The following is a 16,023-nucleotide window of genomic DNA, read 5'->3' as shown; positions in this document are numbered from 1 at the left end:
GGGCGGTGGACGTCCCGCCGCCGGACGGGCGCGTACTGCCGGCGCCGCCCGCCTTCGCGGAGTTTCCGGACCCGGCCGAGCCTGCCGAGCCGCCCGGTCCGGTCTGGGCGCCGCCGGCCGGGCCGGGGCCCTGTCCCGTGCCCGCGGCGGCCGCCTCCGGGGGGACGCCGCCGGCCCCGCCCTGCGCCTGGTCCGGGGCCGGCGACTGAGCGGGTGACGCCGTTGCCGTCGGGCTGCCGCCCGTGGTCGTCGGCGGCGTCGGGTCGGCCGGCGCCGTGACCGAGCTGTGCGGGGTGTTCCCCGCCTCGGCCTGCGGCGAGCCGGTGTGCGGCAGGTACTGGATGGCGAGCGTCGTGCCGCCCGCGACCACCACGACGGGGAAGACGGCCAGCAGGACGCGGGTACGGCGGCGCCGCTCCGCCCGCTCGGGCCGTTCCGGACGGGACGCGGCGGGTGCGGGCGCCGGCCCGGGTTCCTCCGGTTCCTTCCCGGACCCCGTCTCCGGTGCCGGTGCCGGTGCCGGCTCCGTTCCCGCGTCTTCCGGTTCCGGCTTCTCACCCGTGAGCGGGAGCGTCGGTACGTCGAGTTCCTGCACGTTCGCGGCGAAGGCGGCCCGCTCGGTCAGCCGCTCGGCGATGGCCGCCGGCCACAGCGGTTGCGTGAACGGGCCGTGCTGCGAGGCGCGTTCGAGGAGTTCGGTCGCGGTGGGGCGGGCGTCGGGGTCCTTGTCGAGGCAGGCCGCGACGAGGTCGGCGAGCTCCGGCTCCACCTCCCGCAGCGGCTCCAGGTCGGGCTCCTCGTGCACGATCCGGTACAGCACGCCGTGCCCCGACTCGTCGCCGAAGGGCGGCTGCCCGCACGCCGCGTACGCGAGGACCGAGCCCAGCGCGAAGACGTCGGTGGCGCCGCTCAACCGCCGTCGGCCCGAAGCCTGTTCGGGGGCCATGTAGGCGGGCGTGCCCACCACCATGCCGGTCCTGGTCAGCTGGCTCTGTTCCGCGGCCCGGGCGACGCCGAAGTCGATGAGGGTGAGGCCGTCGAGCGTCAGCATGACGTTGGACGGCTTGAGGTCCCGGTGCACCATGTCCAGCGCGTGCACCGACGCCAGGCCCGCCGCCGCCTCGCGCAGCAGCAGCCACAGCGCGTCCGCGGGGAGCGGGCCGCCGTGCAGCCCGATGGCCTCCCGCAGGGTGAGCCCGGGGATGTACGCGGTGGCGAACCACGGCGGGCTCGCGGTGCGGTCGCTGTCGAGCAGCGGCGCGGTGGCCTCCGCGGGCAGCCGGGCGAGGTTGTCCAGCTCGTGCCCGAAGCGCCGCAGGAAGTCCTCGTCCTCGCCGACGACGGAGGACAGCAGCTGCTTGACGGCCACGTACCGCCCGTCCTGGACCCCGAGGTACACCCGCCCCATGCCTCCGGCCCCGAGCCGGCCCGCCAGCGGAATCGCCCCGATCCGGCGCGGATCCCCCGCCTCCAGCGGCTCGGCCCCGCTCCCCGTCAGCTCTAACACGTCTGCCCCGCCCGGAATTAGAATCAGTTTCTAGGAATCTAACCCGATGATCCCGTAACGGCAACGCGCCTGGCCGGCCGCCGACTTGGCGCCCCGTTCGCCCCCGCCCTCAGCCGACGCGGAACGCCTGCCGGTAGGCCGTGGGGGAGACCCCGATCGTCTGCGCCAGGTGCTGGCGCAGGGACGCCGCCGTTCCGAAGCCGGCCCGGGAGGCGACGTGATCGACCGACAGGTCGGTGGTCTCCAGCAGCCGGCGCGCGTGCTCGACCCGCTGCTGGGCGAGCCACTGGCCGGGCGGCATGCCCACCTCCTCGCCGAATCGCCGGCAGAACGTCCGTACGCTCATCCCGGCGTGGCCGGCGAGCTCGGCCAGGGTGAGCGGACGGTGCAGCTGCCGCAGGGCCCACTCGCGGGTGGCGGCCGTCGTGGCGGCCTCCGGCTCCGGGAGCGGACGGTCGATGTACTGGGCCTGGCCGCCCTCCCGCCAGGGCGGTACGACGCAGAGCCGGGCCACCCTGTTGGCGATCTCGCTGCCGTGATCGCGGCGCACCAGGTGCAGGCACAGGTCCACCCCGGTGGCGACCCCCGCCGCCGTGAGGATCCGGCCGTTGTCCACGAAGAGGACGTTCGCGTCGACCTGCACCTGCGGGAAGGCCTGTTGGAAGTTCCCGGCCTCGTTCCAGTGCGTGGTGGCCGCGTGCCCGTCGAGGAGGCCGGCCGAGGCCAGTACGTAGGAGGCGGTGCAGATGGAGACGATGCGGGCGTCGGCCGGCAAGTCGCCGAGGGCGTCGGCCAGTTCGTCGGGGAGCCAGTCCCGTTCTTCCTGCGTGCCGCAGGTGAACGGGGGGATGACCAGGGTGTCCGCGGTCCTCAGCGCCTCGCTCCCGTGGGCCACCGTGATGGCGAAGTCGGCGCTGGTGGTGACCGGGCCGCCGTCCAGACTGCAGGTGACGACCTCGTAGAGCGGCTCGCCGTCGAATCCGGCCGCGGTGCCGAAGATGCGGACGGGAATGCTGAGTTCGAAGGGGTAGACGCCTTCGAGGGCCAGGACGACGACGCGATGCATGGCAAGATCCTTCCACATCATGGCAATCTTGCCACTCGTTGGGGTCCGCGGCATCGGAGAACCTTGATCCAACAGGGCCGCAGGGGCCCGGCGAAGACAGGGGGAACACGATGCGTGCGATCGGCCAGGACGAGTTCGGCGGGCCCGAGGTACTCCGGGTGGTCGAGGTGGAGCGCCCGGTGCCCGGGCCGGCCGAGGTACTGGTCCGGGTGCGTGCGGCGGGCGTCAATCCGACCGACTCCTGGCACCGCGCCACCGGAGGCCTGGCCGGCGCCGTGATCCGGCTCGGCTGGGACGTCTCGGGCGTGGTGGAGGCGGTCGGTCTGGGCGTGACCACGCTCGCGCCGGGCGACGAGGTGTTCGGCATGCCCCGTCACCCGCTGCCCGCCGGAACCTACGCCGAGTACGTCACCTCCCCGGCCCGTCACCTGGTCCGCAAGCCCGCCGCACTGACCCACGAGCAGGCCGCCGCGATGCCGTTGGCCGGACTGACCGCCTGGCAGGCCCTGGTGGACACCGCCGACGTCCGCCCGGGACAGCGCGTGCTGATCCATGCTGCGGCGGGCGGGGTCGGCCATCTCGCCGTGCAGATCGCCAAGGCGCGCGGCGCCCACGTCATCGGCACCGCCCGCGCCGCCAAGCACGGCTTCCTGCACTCGCTCGGCGCCGACGAGCTCGTCGACTACACCGAAGCCGAGTTCGAGACGGCCGTGGAGCCGGTGGACGTGGTCGTCGACGCGATCGGCGGCGCCTACGGACCGCGTTCCCTGCGCGCCCTGCGCCCCGGTGGCATCCTGGTCGCGCTCGCCTCACCGGCCGAGGCGCGACTGGCGGACATCGCACGGCCGCTCGGACTGCGCGCCGCCTTCATGGCCGTGGAAGCCGACCAGGCGGGCATGCGCGAGATCGCCGCCCTCGCCGAAGCCGGGCTGCTGCGCCCCGAGCTCGACACCGTCCTCCCGCTCGCGGACGCGGCCAAGGCCCACGAACTCGCCGACAGCCGCCGCACGACCGGCAAGATCGTCCTCTCCGTCACCGACTGACACCGGAGCCGCCGACCGCGTCCCCGACCGGGTGGCAGGTCTGGTCTCCGTGGACGCCGTGGTGCCGGAGGACGGAGACTCCTGCTGGTCCCTGGTCCCTGGTCCCTGGTCCCTGGTCCCTGGTCCCTGGTCCCTGGTCCCTGGTGACCGACCGGGAGCGTGCCTGGTAACTCGGCGGAGTCGGGGAGACCGGCCACAGCGGCGCCCCGCTGCCGTTCTTCGACCCGCGGGCCACCCCCGCCCCGGGCGAAGGGCGACCGGGCCCTCCCAGCCGGTGGGCGCAGACGTAGTCCCTGGTGCGGTACCGGTCGAGCCCGCCCTCCAGACGGACCGCCTGCATCAGGGAAACCAGCGGCACGCCCTGGCGGCGGGCGGCCACCACCTGATGCGGGACGCCCCCGAGGAGCTGCTCAAGGACCTGCTGGCGAGCGCCCGGGACGACTGACCTGCTCTGGAGGGGTCGACCCTCCGCCCGTACCGCCTGCGCGCCCTGCCGCGGCTCGACATGATCGCCACCTGCTGTTCGTGAGAACTATTACATTCGCCCCGGAATCACCCATTCGGCGTGGATCATTGCTTCTCGGAACTGTCGTCTATGGGTCGTTTGTGGGGCCCGCGCCACCCGCTTGACCGGTCGGCGCCGTGGGAGAGACATGGGACGCGTGGGCAACTGGACCCGCAACCGACGGATCGCCCTGCCGCTGGCAGGCGGCGCCGTCGTACTCGGACTCGGCGGCGGCCTCTACGTCACCGGCCTCGTGGCCGGCAGCGACATCGACCGGGGCACGCGCGTCCTGGGCGTGGACATCGGCGGAATGAGCCGGGGGCAGGCGCAGCAGACGCTGACCCGGGAGCTCGGGCCCGCCGCCGCTGCCCCGGTCGCGATGAAGATCGGCGACCACGTGGAGAAGGCCGCCCCCGCCACGCTCGGGCTCTCGCTCGACACCACCGCGACCGTGGACCGCGCCGTCCGGACGGGCTACGGACCGGCCACCGTCGTCGGCCGGCTCTTCGCCTCCGCCGACCGCGAGGTCGAGCCGGTGATCCGGATGAACGAGCAGACCGCCCGTGCCGCGGTCGACCGCATCGGCTCGGCCACCGGCCGGCAGGCCCGTGACGGGTCGATCACCTTCGAGAAGGGCGCTGCGAAGGCCGTCGCCCCCCAGCAGGGCGTCACCCTCGTCCAGGACCGGGCCCTCACCACCCTCCGCGAGGCCTACCTGCGGCCTGCCGCAGACGCCGTCGTGATGCCCGTCGAGCGCACCCAGCCCCGCATCGGGGCCGAGGAGACCGGACGGGCCATGCGGCAGTTCGCGCAGCCCGCGATGTCCGGGCCCGTCAACCTCACCGTCGCCGGGCGGCGCCTGTCCATAGGCCCCGGCGTCCTCGGCGAGCACCTCGCGATGCGGCCCGACGCCCAGGGCCGGCTCGTACCGGCCCTCGACTCCAAGGGCCTCCTCGCCGACCCCGCCGTGGCCCGCCCGATCGGGGCGGTCACCGAGTCCCCGCGCGACGCCGTGCCCCGTCTCGACGCGGACGGCAGCGTGGTCATCGGGGAGCCCGGCCGCGAGGGCCGGCAGGTCACCGAGGCGGCCCTCGGCAAGGCCGTGCTGCCCCTGCTGACCCGCTCGGGCGCGGCCCGCAGCGGCGAGGTCGCCACCGTGGCCGTCCAGCCGGACCTCACCAGCGAGGAGGCCCGACGGCTCGGCATCAAGGAGAAGGTCTCCTCCTTCACCGTCGACTTCCCGGCCGCCCCGTACCGCACCACCAACATCGGCCGGGCCGTCGAGCTCATCAACGGCTCCGTCGTCATGCCGGGGGAGGAGTGGAGCTTCAACCGGACGGTCGGCGAGCGCACCCCGGAGAACGGCTTCGTCGACGGCATCATGATCAACGACGGCCAGTACGTGAAATCGCCCGGCGGAGGCGTCTCGGCGGTCGCCACCACCATGTACAACGCGGTGTTCTTCGCGGGCCTCAAGCCCGTCGAGCACGGCGCCCACTCCTTCTACATCGAGCGCTACCCGGAGGGACGGGAGGCCACCGTCGCCTGGGGCACCCTCGACCTGCGCTGGATCAACGACTCGGGCCACCCCCTCTACATCCAGGCCCGGTCCACCGACACCTCGCTGACCATCACCCTCCTCGGCACGAAGAAGTACGACGAGATACGTGCGACCAAGGGTCCGCGCACCAACGTCACCCCGCCCGCCAAGCGCACGGGCAGCGGGCCGACGTGCGAGGTCCAGACCCCGCTGGAGGGCTTCGACGTGGCCGTAGGCCGCGTCTTCGTCCAAGGCGGGGAGGAGGTCAAGCACGAGGAGTTCAAGACCCACTACACACCGCGTGACGAGGTGACCTGCACGCCGGAAGCCTCGCCCACCCCGGGAGCCCCGCAGGCCCCGGGAACCCGGCCGGCCGAGCAGACCCCGGAGCCCCGGCAGACCCCGCAGACCGCACGGGCCGCACAGGCCCCGCAGGCCCCGTCCGCCACGGCCACGGGCAGCCCCCTGGCCCTCGGCGGCACCCCCTAGCACCGACCGTCCGTCCAGAACGACGCGTGACAGATCCGGAGCGCGCCGTGCGTGATGGGAGCCATGCAGGCCCGGAAGTGCTACAACTGGGTGCGTGACCATTCCTCGCCACCCGTGCCGGGCACGTCGGTGCGGTCACCGCTAGGCAACAGGACCAGAAGCGTCGCCGGACAGGTATTCGTCCTCCAGGTGGCGATCGTGGTGTTGCTCGCGGCCGGGGCGCTGCTGGCCCTGGTACTCCAGTCGCGCCACGACATCGACCGCGAGGCACGCAACCGCTCGGTGTCCGTGGCCGAGACCTTCGCCCACTCCCTGGGCCTCCAGGACACGCTCAAGACGCGCGACCCGGCCTCCGTCCTGCAACCCCTAGCCGAGGAGACGCGCAAGGCCGCCGGCGTGGACTTCATCGTCGTGATGGACACCAACGGCATCCGCTACAGCCATCCCCGGCCCGACCGCATCGGGAAACGGTTCGTCGGCACCATCGAGCCCTCCCTCGCCGGCAAGGTCCACACCGAAAGCGTGCAGGGCCCCCTCGGCAAGGAGATCCAGGCCGTCGTACCGGTCAAGGGCCCCGACGGCAAGGTCGTCGGCCTGGTCTCGGCCGGACTGACCGTGAAGAACGTGACCGGCGTCGTCGACCGCCAGCTCCCCGTCATCCTCCTGGCCATCGCCACCGGCCTGGCCCTGGCGACCGGCGGCACGGCCCTGATCAGCAGACGGCTGCGCCGCCAGACCCACGGGCTCGGCACGCAGGAGATGACCCGCATGTACGAGCACCACGACGCGGTGCTCCACGCCGTCCGCGAGGGGGTCCTGATCACCGACGGTGAAGGACGGCTGCTGCTGGCGAACGACGAGGCCAAACGGCTGCTCGGACTGCCGGAGGACGCCGACGGGCGCCACATCGCGGACGTACCGGGCCTGGACCGCCGGATGGCGGACCTGCTGCTCTCCGGCCGGACGGCCACCGACGAGGTGCTGGAGAGCGGGGACCGGCTGCTCGTGGTCAACCAGCGGCCCACCCACCCCCGGGGCCGGCCGGAGGGCGCCGCGGTCACCATCCGCGACTCCACCGAGATGCGGGTGCTGACCGCCCGGGCCGAGACGGCCCGCAGGCGCCTCAAGCTGCTCTACGACGCGGGCGGCGACGTCGGTACCAGCCTCGACGTGGTGCGGACGGCCGAAGAGCTCGCCGCCGTCGCCGTCCCCCGGTTCGCGGACTTCGTCACCGTCGACCTGGCGGACCAGGTGCTCGACGGTGACGAACCCGCCCCGGGCGCCGACATGAGGCGCACGGCGGTCAGCGGCATCCGGTCCGACCATCCCCTCTACCCCGTCGGCCGGCTCATCGACTTCCTGCCGTCCACCCCCCAGGCACGGGGCTACGGCACCGGCCGGGCGGAGCTGGTCACGGACCTGTCCGACGCGCCGGGCTGGCAGGCCCAGGACCCGCCCCGCGCCCAGGCCATCGTCGAGTACGGGATCCACTCGCTGATCGCGGCCCCGCTCATGGCCCGCGGCGTCGTACTCGGGGTGGTCAACTTCTGGCGCTCGCAGAAGAAGGAGCCCTTCGACGAGGACGAGCTGTCGCTGGCCGAGGAGCTCGTCGCCCGCGCCGCCGTCAGCATGGACAACGCCCGCCGCTACACCCGCGAGCACGCCCTCGCCGTCACCCTCCAGCGCAGCCTGCTGCCGCGGGCCCTGCCCGAGCAGAGCGCCATGGACGTGGCGCACTTCTACCTGCCCGCGCAGTCCGGAGTGGGCGGCGACTGGTTCGACGTGATCCCGCTCCCCGGCTGCCGGGTCGCGCTGGTCGTCGGAGACGTCGTCGGGCACGGCCTCCACGCCGCCGCCACCATGGGACGGCTGCGCACGGCGGTGCACAACTTCTCCTCCCTCGACCTGCCGCCCGACGAGATCCTCGCCCGCCTCGACGACCTCGTACAGCGCATCGACCACGACCGCGACGGGGACGGCCCCGACTCGAACGGTGGCGGCGGCATCATGGGTGCGACCTGCCTGTACGCGATCTACGACCCGGTGTCCCAGCGCTGCACGGTGGCACGGGCGGGGCACCTGCCGCCCCTGGTGGTCGCCCCCGACGGCACGACGGAGATCGTCGAGCTGCCGGCCGGACCTCCCCTGGGGCTCGGCGGCATGCCGTTCGAGACCGCGGAACTGGAGCTGGCGGAGGGCAGCCAGCTCGTCCTCTACACGGACGGGCTGGTCGAGGAGCGGACCCGGGACATCGGCGAGGGACTGGAACTGCTGCGCGCCGCCCTGAGCCACCCCGACCGGGACCCCCAGGACAGCTGCCGGGCCGTACTCGAGATGCTGCTGCCGCCCCGGCCCACCGACGACGTGGCCCTGCTCATCGCGCGGACGCGGACCCTCGGCCCGGACCGGGTCGCGCAGTGGGACGTACCGTTCGAGCCGAGCGCGGTCGGCGCCATGCGCAGCGTCGCCGCGAAGAAGCTCGACGAGTGGGGCCTGTCGGAGCTCGGCTTCGCCACGGAACTGATCCTCAGCGAACTGATCACCAACGCCATGCGGCACGGCAGCGAGCCGGTCCGCGTCCGGCTGCTCCACGACCACGCCCTGACCTGCGAGGTGTGGGACGGCAGCAGCACCGCACCCCACCTGCGGTACGCCGCCACCACGGACGAAGGAGGGCGCGGACTGTTCCTCGTCGCGCAGCTCAGCGAACACTGGGGCACGCGGTACACACCCGAGGGCAAGGTCATCTGGGCGGAACTGCTCCTCCCCGGCACCCCTGGCGGCATCGAACCCGCCCTCGCCGCCTTCCTGGACGTGGACCCCCTGTGACGGACCGGGCCCGTCGTGCGGCCCGTCCGGCCCGGATCCCCGGGCCGCGCGGGCCGGGGACGGACTGGGGCGGCCCAGGCAGCGTGCGGAATCAGAGCGCGCGCCGGTAGCGGAGCTCGGAGAGGGTGATCTCGTCGTAGACGTCGTCCTGGGTTGAGCCGTCGGCCAGGTAGCCGGCCCTTTCGTAGAAGCGCCGGGCCCGCTGGTTGTCCCTGAGCACCCACAGGGCCGACGTCGCGAAGCCCCGGTCCCGCATACGGGTGTGGGCCTCGCCGAGGAGCCTGCGTCCGATGCCCCGGCCGATCAGATCCGGTGACACGTACAGGGCGTACACCTCACCCACCGGCCTCGCACCCGGCGCCCGACCGCGACACGGCCCGAAGCAGACCCACCCCACCGGGCCACGGTCGCCGACCGCCACGAGGTCTCTCGACTCGCGATGGGGCTGGGAGAACCACTGCCGCCGCCGGCCCGCGTCGTCCTCGACCGTCATCGCGTCCAGGTACGTCCGGGGAACGATGCCGGCGTACGCCGCCTGCCAACCCCGGACGCGGATCGTCGAGACGGCCTCGATGTCGGCCCCCTCCATCTCCCGTACGTGGACCATCGCGCCACGGTATGCCGCGGCCACCTCGGAACGCACCGCATTACCGCGCTAAGGACCGGTCGCGCCGAGAGCCGCCGTCACGAGCCCCAGCGCATAGGCGCTGTCGAGCCCCTGGGGGCGGAAGAGGAGGCGGTACATCAGCGGGGCGACGACCTGGTCGATGACCGTTTCGACGTCGGGTGTCCGCTCCCCACGTTCGGCCGCGCGGGTGAGAATGACGCCGATCTGTTCGGCGGCGTAGGCGGAACACTGCCGGGCGTTGCTGCCGTCCGGGTCGCCGAGCAGGGCGTCGCGGACGTAGGCGCGGCCGGCGGGGGAGGACATCTCGTCGAGGAACTGCTCGGCCCAGGTCGTCAGGTCGGCCGAGAGGGCGCCGTGGTCCTGCGGCGCGGTTTCGGGTCGCAGGCGCTCGACCACGACGTCCGACAACAGCTCCTGCAGGTCCCCCCAGCGACGGTGGACCGTCGACGGGGTCACGCCCGCCCGCTGGGCGATCAGCGGGACGGTCAGGGCGTCCCGGCCCACCTCCGCGGTGAGCTCGCGCACCGCGGTGTGCACCGCCGCACCTACGCCTGCTCCCCACGCCCGGCCACACCCCCGGCCGCGTCGCCGTCGAGCTGACCAGCCGGGGCCGGACGGCTCTGATCACCGGCGGCTGCATCCACCACCCCGTCCAGCTCGCCCGCCCCGCCAACGGCACCTGTGTCGACATCGACCCCGTGCGGTCCGAGGCCTCGCGCCGCACGCTGCTCGGCTCCCTCGTCCGCACGGACACCCCCCTCCGGGGCACACACTTCGCGCCGCCCACCGCCGGCCGCGTCGTCCCCCGCAAGGGCGCCTACCGGCTCGCACCCGTCCCGGCCGACGCCCACCAGCCGCGCGAACGACGCTAGGGCCGGATGTCGTAGAGGACGTTGAACGGGTCCTCGGCCGGGGAGCGGGTGACTTCGGAGAACCCGGCTTCGGAGCAGAGCGTGCGTACGGTCGACTCCGGCAGCCCGCAGGTTCCGAAGGCCGTTCCGCCCCCGGCAAGGGACGTGGTCATGCAGTAGAACATGCTGAATCCGTACAGCAGCGACGCGACGGGGCCGACGTTGTCCTCCGGACGGTCCCGGGAGTTGACCTCGAGCATGAGGTAGTCCCCGTCGTCCTTGACCCCGGCCCGGATGGCGGCCAGCAGGCGCCGAGGCTCCGCCGCGTCGTGGATGACGTCGAACGTGGTGACGAGGTCGTACCGGCCGGGGAGTCCCTGCCCGGCGTCGAGCGTCTCGAAGGTCACCCGGTCGGCGACCCCCGCCTTCTCGACGTTGGCAAGGGCCCGCTCGACCTGGCCCGGGAAGCTGTCGAAGCCCACGAACCGCGACCGCGGGAACGCCTTGGCGAGGACGATCAGCGCACGCCCCGCGCCGCATCCCACGTCCGCCACCGTGCTTCCGCGCTCCAGCTTGCCGACGACGTGCGGGAACGTGGACAGCCAGTCGTCGATCATGACGCTCTCGAACCAGCTGCCGGAGAAGCGGCTCATGCCCTCCCACAAGGAGGGCGGGTACTCGGCCTGTTGCACGCCGCCGCCGGTCCGGAACGCCTCGGTGAGCCGCTCGTACGGCTGCCACAGGCCCGGAAGCATCTGGTAGACCCCGCCCAGGAACATCGGCCCCGACTCCTCGGCGAGCGCGGGGGCGTGCTCGCGGGGGAGGGAGAAGGTTCCCGGTTCCGGTTCCTCCAGGTAGCCCGCGGCCGTGAGACCGCGAAGCCACTCCCGCACATAGCGTTCCTGCAGGTCCAGCCGGTCCGCCAGGTCCCGGCTGCCGGAGGGGCCGTTGGCGGCGAGGTCCTTGAACAGGCCCAGCCGGTCGCCCAGGACGCACAGGGCCGTGGCCATCGTCCCGCTCAGGTCCCCGAGCGCCTTCTCCATGAACGCCTCGAGCTTCGAGCCGTCCGGTTCCCGCGGTGCCGCCATGGGCGCGTTCTCCTGAGCGTCGGTTACAGCCACCGGACGTGACCGCATCCCAGGCAAGCAGGTCGACGCGGCCCGGCCGCGCCGCCGCAACGACCGCGGAACGAAGTCCACTCCGAGGGAGTCTTCCCGCCCGCGCCCGCGGCGGGTCGGCTTTCAGACGGTGCCGGGTTCGGCGAGGAGATCGTCGACGATGTGCAGCCGGGTCTCCGGGAGCCGCTCGGCCATCGCCTCCAGCATCATGGCCACCCCGCGCGGGTCGGGCGCCGAGCAGCGTTCACGCGTCTCCTCGTCGGGCCAGCGGGCGTACGCCACCCACGTGCCGTCGTCCGCCCGGTGCAGCCGCGACCCGTACGAGCCGCACCGCGCGCGGATGGCCTCGGTCACCCGGTGCCAGCCGTCGGCGAACTGCTCCTCCATGCCCGGACGGAGCCGCCACCTGTAGATCACAGCGAACACGTCTGGATTCCCCTTCTCGGCAGGTCAGTTGCCGTAATCACCCTAGAGGGCGCCCACCAGGCACGTTCCGGCCGGGGATCCCCTCGGGCCAAGCTGTGCGGGCGTGGCCCCGGACGACCGGCCCGGGTCGGCCCCGCCACGGAAATCCCGTGCTCCGCACCCGTCGCGCTCGCTACCATCGCGCGGTGCACCCCGAACCCCGCCCCTGGTCCCCGTATCCGAAGATCCCCGCCAACCGCCGGCTGGGAGAGGTCCGCGGACGGAACTGGGTCGCCCACGAGAAGATCCACGGCGCCAACTTCGCCGTCGTGTGCGACGAGGCGGGCGCGCATCCGGCCAAGCGCCGCGAGCTCCTCGCGGACGCCGGACTGGACGAGTTCTTCGGCGTCGGCCGGATCTGGCCCGCCCTCGCGGTCGCGGCGACCCGCTGCGCCCAGGCCCTGCGGGCGGAGTGCGGGGCCGCGGCCTCGGCGGTGGTGACCCTCTACGGCGAACTCGCGGGCGGCCACTACCCCCACCCCGAGGTCCCGCCGACCCGGGGCGCCGAGCCCGTACAGACCGGCGTCTGGTACGCCCCCGACCTGCTCTGGCTGCCCTTCGACGCGACCGTCGCAGACGGGGACGGACTGCGCTGGGTCGCCGACCGGACGCTGCGCGCGGCTGCGGACGGGGCCGGCCTGGTCTGCGTCCCGCTGCTGGCCGAGGGCCCGATCGCGCGGGTCCAGGAACTGCCGGCGGTCTTCCCCACCCGGCTGCCCGGCCTGCTGGGACTGCCCACCCTGCCCGGCAACCTCGCGGAAGGCCTGGTCGTCAAGCCCGCCGGGGAAACCCGGGAGCCCGGCCGGCCCATGGCCAAGTTCAAGCAGCCCGCCTTCGCCGAGGACGAGCGCTTCGACGGCTCGCGCCCCTACCAGGCGCCCGCCGAAGGCGCGGCCGGCGTACCCGGCTGGCTGCTCGCACAGGCCACCGGCCTGCTCACCCCGGCCCGGGCCGCGTCGGCCGTGAGCAAACTGGGGCCCCGTACCCCGCCGGGAGACCTGGCCGCCGAGATAGCCCGTGACGCCACCGAGGAGGTCGCGGAGGCCTTGGGCGGTCTGGACGGGGCGACGCGGCGCGCGCTGGAGGACTCCCTGCACGCCGGAGCCCTGTCCCTGGCCCGCTTCGACGCGGCCGACCGCCGCCTCTGACGGGCACCGCGGCGCTGTGCATACTGCTGGCATGAATTCCCCGCCCGCTCGGCGCATCCACCTGATGATCACCTTCGTCCTGGTGACGTGCGGTGCGGTCGGGGGAGCCTGCGTCGGCCTTCTCTGGTCCGGCCGGCTGATGGCCCTGGTCTGTGCGAGCGCGGCCGGCCTGGGCGCGGGTGCGGGGGCGTTCCTCTCCCGCCGTCAGGTCTTCGCCTTCCTCGAACCCGAGCGGGAGAATGCCGTTCCGGGCGACGGGTACGCGGAGGGCCTCTCCGACGCGACCCTTGTGTGCATCGCGACGTACCAGGCCGCCGTCTTCCCCCTCACCCCCGACGGAGTGACCGAAGCCGAGCGCACGGCCCGCCGCACGATGGCCTACCGGATCGCCGCCTACGAGGGCCTCCCGCACCCCGTGCAGACCTCGGCGGCCGCCGCCCTCGAAGCGATCGACGACGGCCTGGATGCCAAGCGGGCGGAGAGCGCGATGAAGGCGCTGTCCCTCAGCGTCTACGACAACCGCCGCGGCCGCTGACCGCTCCGGTGCCGAGGAATGCGGGGCGGTGACCGGACGGGCCCAACCAGGCGTCCGGTCCCGCCGACCGGGGGAGGAGCCGAGGGCCCGGGGAGCGATGGACTTCCCCGGACCCTCGTGCCGCTGATGCCGCGGGGGACGCGGGTGTGTATCTGCGACAGATAGAGAAACGATTCACCGTGGCCGGGGTTACGCGCCGGACCGGGAAGATTCGGCCGGACCCTTCCGAGGAGGCCCCGAGCGGCCCACGACCGGGGTCACCGGCGCACCCGGCCGCCCGGCCGTCCCCCTCGCGGGTGGTGTCCCACCCGCCATCCGCCGCGGCGTTCATCCGGTCGGCCCAGCAGCGGAAGCCTGCCGGGCGCCGCCGGGCCACCCTGTGTGCAAGGACCGCCACCACCGCACAGACGAGGACCGCACCATGTCCCACAGGCGACGCATCAGCATCCTCGCGGGGGCCGCAGCACTCCTGCTGACCGCCACCGCCTGCTCGGGCCTGGGCCGGAACACCGTCGGCATGCTCACCTTCCGCGGTCACGACTCGCCGGTCGAGGTGAGCTACTCCAACACCCTGGTCACGGGCTGCCACAAGATCGCCATCCCCAGGGGCGCCACCCACGTCGAGAACAACACCCTCGTCGACATCGTGCTGTACCGGACGGAGAACTGTCGCAAGACCGACCTGGCCGACGGCATCTACGTGGCCACCACCCTCTCGAACGTGACGGCTCCCGAAAGCCTGCCCTGGCGCAGCTTCAGCGTCATCCACTGAAACCACCACCGCCCCCAGGCAGGACGTTCCTCGGTCGCGGATCGGCGAGAGCTGCCTCAGTCCCGGATGGACACGATCTTCCTGGTGGCCAGGTCGGCCTGGACGAAGACCTTGGTCGTGTCGCCGCCGCCCCACGTCAGAGTGACGGTGGCATTGGTCCTGCCCGTCCCGCTGCCGGTGGAGGCGACCTTCCACTGCAGGGGCACGTTCTGCGCGCGGAGCACGCCGTCCGCGTGGTTCGTCTCCTCCCACTTCCTCAGCTCCGCCCGGAGGGGCTCCGAGAGGTAGGAGGCGCGCAGCCGGTCCGCGGTCCGCCCGTCCCCGTCGTAGACCGCGTCGATGTAGGAACCGTAGAAGTCCGCGATGCGGGTGAACGCCGCCTCGGGGCTGCCCGAGACGGACGGCAACGCAGCGGCCGCCGCCGGGGCCTCCTTCGGCGTGGATCCGTCGGCGGAGGCGGAGGTGGTGGCGACGAAGGCGAGGGTGAGTACGGCGGCGGCCGCGAGGGTCAGGGAGGCGGTTCGCTCGGCTGTGGGCTTGGACATCGGCTGGGCCTTTCCCCGGGCTGAGTGGCTGAACGGACCGACGCGCCCCCGGCCCCGTCCGGTTCTCGGAATGTGAGAAATGGCCGAAAAGTCATGCTGACGGGCCCATCGGCGCATGCGGCAGGCGTCCCCGCCCGCCGATCGGCCTTCCTGCCGCGGCGCGATCCCGTCGCTCCTACGGGGCGAGGCCGTCCGGGACCGGAATGCCGCGCCGACGCCGGAAGTTGGCACCAGCGCGACACTGACCCCGCAGGCACAGGAGAGCTCATGAAGATCGGCATCATCGGCGCGGGCAACATCGGCGGCAACCTCACCCGCCGGCTCACGGCCCTCGGGCACGACGTCTCCGTGGCGAACTCTCGCGGCCCCGCGACCCTGGCAGCCCTCGCGGAGGAGACCGGCGCCACCCCCGTCACCGTGCGGGAAGCCGCGCGCGGTGCCGAGATCGTCGTGGTCACCATCCCGTTCAAGAACGTGCCGGACCTGCCCGCCGGCCTCTTCGACGAGGCCGCCGAGGGCTTCACCGTCATCGACACCGGCAACTACTACCCGCAGCAGCGCGACGGCCGGATCGCCGGCGTCGAGGACGACGGCCTGACCGAGAGCCGCTGGACCGAGCGGCAGCTCGGACGCCCCGTGATCAAGGCCTTCAACGGCACCTACGCACAGGACATCCTCGACCGGCACCGTCCGGCGGGCGCGCCCGACCGCATCGCACTGCCGGTCGCGGGTGACGACGAGGCGGGGAAGAAGGCCGTCCGCGCCCTCATCGAGGAACTCGGCTTCGACACCGTGGACGCGGGCGGCCTCGACGACTCCTGGCGCCAGCAGCCCGAAACCCCCGTCTACGGACTCCGGGAAGGCGTCGACGGAGTGACCAAGGCCCTCGCGGAAGCCTCCCCGGTCCGCCCCGAGTCCTTCCGGGGCTGACCGCCGCGCCCCGGCGCGCTCCCGCGCCCCGCGAAGCAGGCTCCCCGGCCGC

General features: G+C 73.3%; 15 protein-coding genes and 1 pseudogene. 9 read left to right on the top strand and 7 right to left on the bottom strand.

The features are described 5' to 3' along the window. Both PV721_RS09245 and PV721_RS09240 read right to left on the bottom strand, forming a co-directional pair. The coding region (locus PV721_RS09245; RefSeq protein ID WP_319722365.1) for a serine/threonine-protein kinase at window positions 1–1,507 on the bottom strand (1,507 nt) is incomplete at its 3' end. A gap of 109 nt (window positions 1,508–1,616) precedes the next feature. After that, a complete protein-coding gene (locus PV721_RS09240) occupies window positions 1,617–2,573 on the bottom strand; it encodes a GlxA family transcriptional regulator (protein ID WP_319722364.1) in 957 nt (318 codons plus the stop codon). 110 nt (window positions 2,574–2,683) lie between these two features. Here PV721_RS09240 and PV721_RS09235 point away from each other — a divergent pair, with 110 nt between their 5' ends. The 4 genes from PV721_RS09235 (at window position 2,684) to PV721_RS09220 (ending at window position 8,979) form a co-directional block, all read left to right on the top strand. Beyond that, window positions 2,684–3,616, top strand: a complete 933-nt coding sequence (locus PV721_RS09235; RefSeq protein WP_319722363.1) for an NADP-dependent oxidoreductase — start codon at window positions 2,684–2,686, stop codon at window positions 3,614–3,616. Window positions 3,617–3,890: 274 nt separating this feature from the next. Then, on the top strand, window positions 3,891–4,061 hold the full coding sequence (locus PV721_RS09230; RefSeq protein WP_319722362.1) for a hypothetical protein: 171 nt from the start codon (window positions 3,891–3,893) through the stop codon (window positions 4,059–4,061). Between the two features lie 208 nt (window positions 4,062–4,269). After that, complete coding sequence (locus PV721_RS09225; RefSeq protein ID WP_319722361.1) at window positions 4,270–6,150, top strand: VanW family protein; 1,881 nt, start codon at window positions 4,270–4,272, stop codon at window positions 6,148–6,150. A 189-nt stretch (window positions 6,151–6,339) separates the two neighbouring features. Then, window positions 6,340–8,979, top strand: a complete 2,640-nt coding sequence (locus tag PV721_RS09220; protein ID WP_319722360.1) for a SpoIIE family protein phosphatase — start codon at window positions 6,340–6,342, stop codon at window positions 8,977–8,979. A gap of 91 nt (window positions 8,980–9,070) precedes the next feature. On the opposite strand, the gene PV721_RS09215 is transcribed toward PV721_RS09220, so the two are convergent. Both PV721_RS09215 and PV721_RS09210 read right to left on the bottom strand, forming a co-directional pair. After that, window positions 9,071–9,586, bottom strand: coding sequence for a GNAT family N-acetyltransferase (locus PV721_RS09215; RefSeq protein ID WP_319722359.1), 516 nt, complete (start codon window positions 9,584–9,586; stop codon window positions 9,071–9,073). A gap of 48 nt (window positions 9,587–9,634) precedes the next feature. Further along, entirely contained in the window at window positions 9,635–10,144 is a 510-nt protein-coding gene (locus PV721_RS09210) for a TetR/AcrR family transcriptional regulator (protein WP_319722358.1), read from the bottom strand. A 2-nt stretch (window positions 10,145–10,146) separates the two neighbouring features. Between PV721_RS09210 and PV721_RS09205 the strand changes: the two are divergent. Next, window positions 10,147–10,479: pseudogene (locus PV721_RS09205) on the top strand (MBL fold metallo-hydrolase); the annotation flags it as partial. Here PV721_RS09205 and PV721_RS09200 read toward each other — a convergent pair. Next, window positions 10,476–11,546, bottom strand: coding sequence for a class I SAM-dependent methyltransferase (locus tag PV721_RS09200; protein ID WP_319722357.1), 1,071 nt, complete (start codon window positions 11,544–11,546; stop codon window positions 10,476–10,478). The pseudogene PV721_RS09205 and the gene PV721_RS09200 overlap by 4 nt on opposite strands. Before the next feature lie 153 nt (window positions 11,547–11,699). Then, complete coding sequence (locus tag PV721_RS09195; protein WP_319722356.1) at window positions 11,700–12,002, bottom strand: antibiotic biosynthesis monooxygenase family protein; 303 nt, start codon at window positions 12,000–12,002, stop codon at window positions 11,700–11,702. A gap of 185 nt (window positions 12,003–12,187) precedes the next feature. On the opposite strand from PV721_RS09195, the gene PV721_RS09190 reads away from it, so the two are divergent. The 3 genes from PV721_RS09190 to PV721_RS09180 all read left to right on the top strand — a co-directional run bounded on the left by PV721_RS09190 (window position 12,188) and on the right by PV721_RS09180 (window position 14,496). Continuing rightward, window positions 12,188–13,189: an RNA ligase family protein gene (locus PV721_RS09190; RefSeq protein WP_319722355.1), complete on the top strand. Its 1,002-nt coding sequence runs from the start codon at window positions 12,188–12,190 to the stop codon at window positions 13,187–13,189. A gap of 31 nt (window positions 13,190–13,220) precedes the next feature. Further along, window positions 13,221–13,724, top strand: coding sequence for a hypothetical protein (locus PV721_RS09185; protein ID WP_319722354.1), 504 nt, complete (start codon window positions 13,221–13,223; stop codon window positions 13,722–13,724). A 421-nt stretch (window positions 13,725–14,145) separates the two neighbouring features. Next, window positions 14,146–14,496: a hypothetical protein gene (locus PV721_RS09180; protein ID WP_319722353.1), complete on the top strand. Its 351-nt coding sequence runs from the start codon at window positions 14,146–14,148 to the stop codon at window positions 14,494–14,496. A 56-nt stretch (window positions 14,497–14,552) separates the two neighbouring features. Here PV721_RS09180 and PV721_RS09175 read toward each other — a convergent pair whose 3' ends face one another. Next, window positions 14,553–15,041 carry a hypothetical protein gene (locus tag PV721_RS09175; RefSeq protein ID WP_319722352.1) on the bottom strand — a complete coding sequence of 163 codons (489 nt, stop codon included), beginning with the start codon at window positions 15,039–15,041 and terminating at the stop codon, window positions 14,553–14,555. A 93-nt stretch (window positions 15,042–15,134) separates the two neighbouring features. On the opposite strand from PV721_RS09175, the gene PV721_RS09170 reads away from it, so the two are divergent. Continuing rightward, a complete protein-coding gene (locus tag PV721_RS09170) occupies window positions 15,135–15,971 on the top strand; it encodes an NADPH-dependent F420 reductase (protein WP_319722351.1) in 837 nt (278 codons plus the stop codon). Window positions 15,972–16,023: the final 52 nt, after the last annotated feature.

Origin of the sequence: Streptomyces sp. MB09-01 (assembly GCF_033794505.1) — a bacterium.
GTDB lineage: Bacteria > Actinomycetota > Actinomycetes > Streptomycetales > Streptomycetaceae > Streptomyces.
The sequence above is the reverse complement of the archived record's forward strand: the minus strand, read 5'-3'. Positions and strand labels throughout refer to the sequence as shown.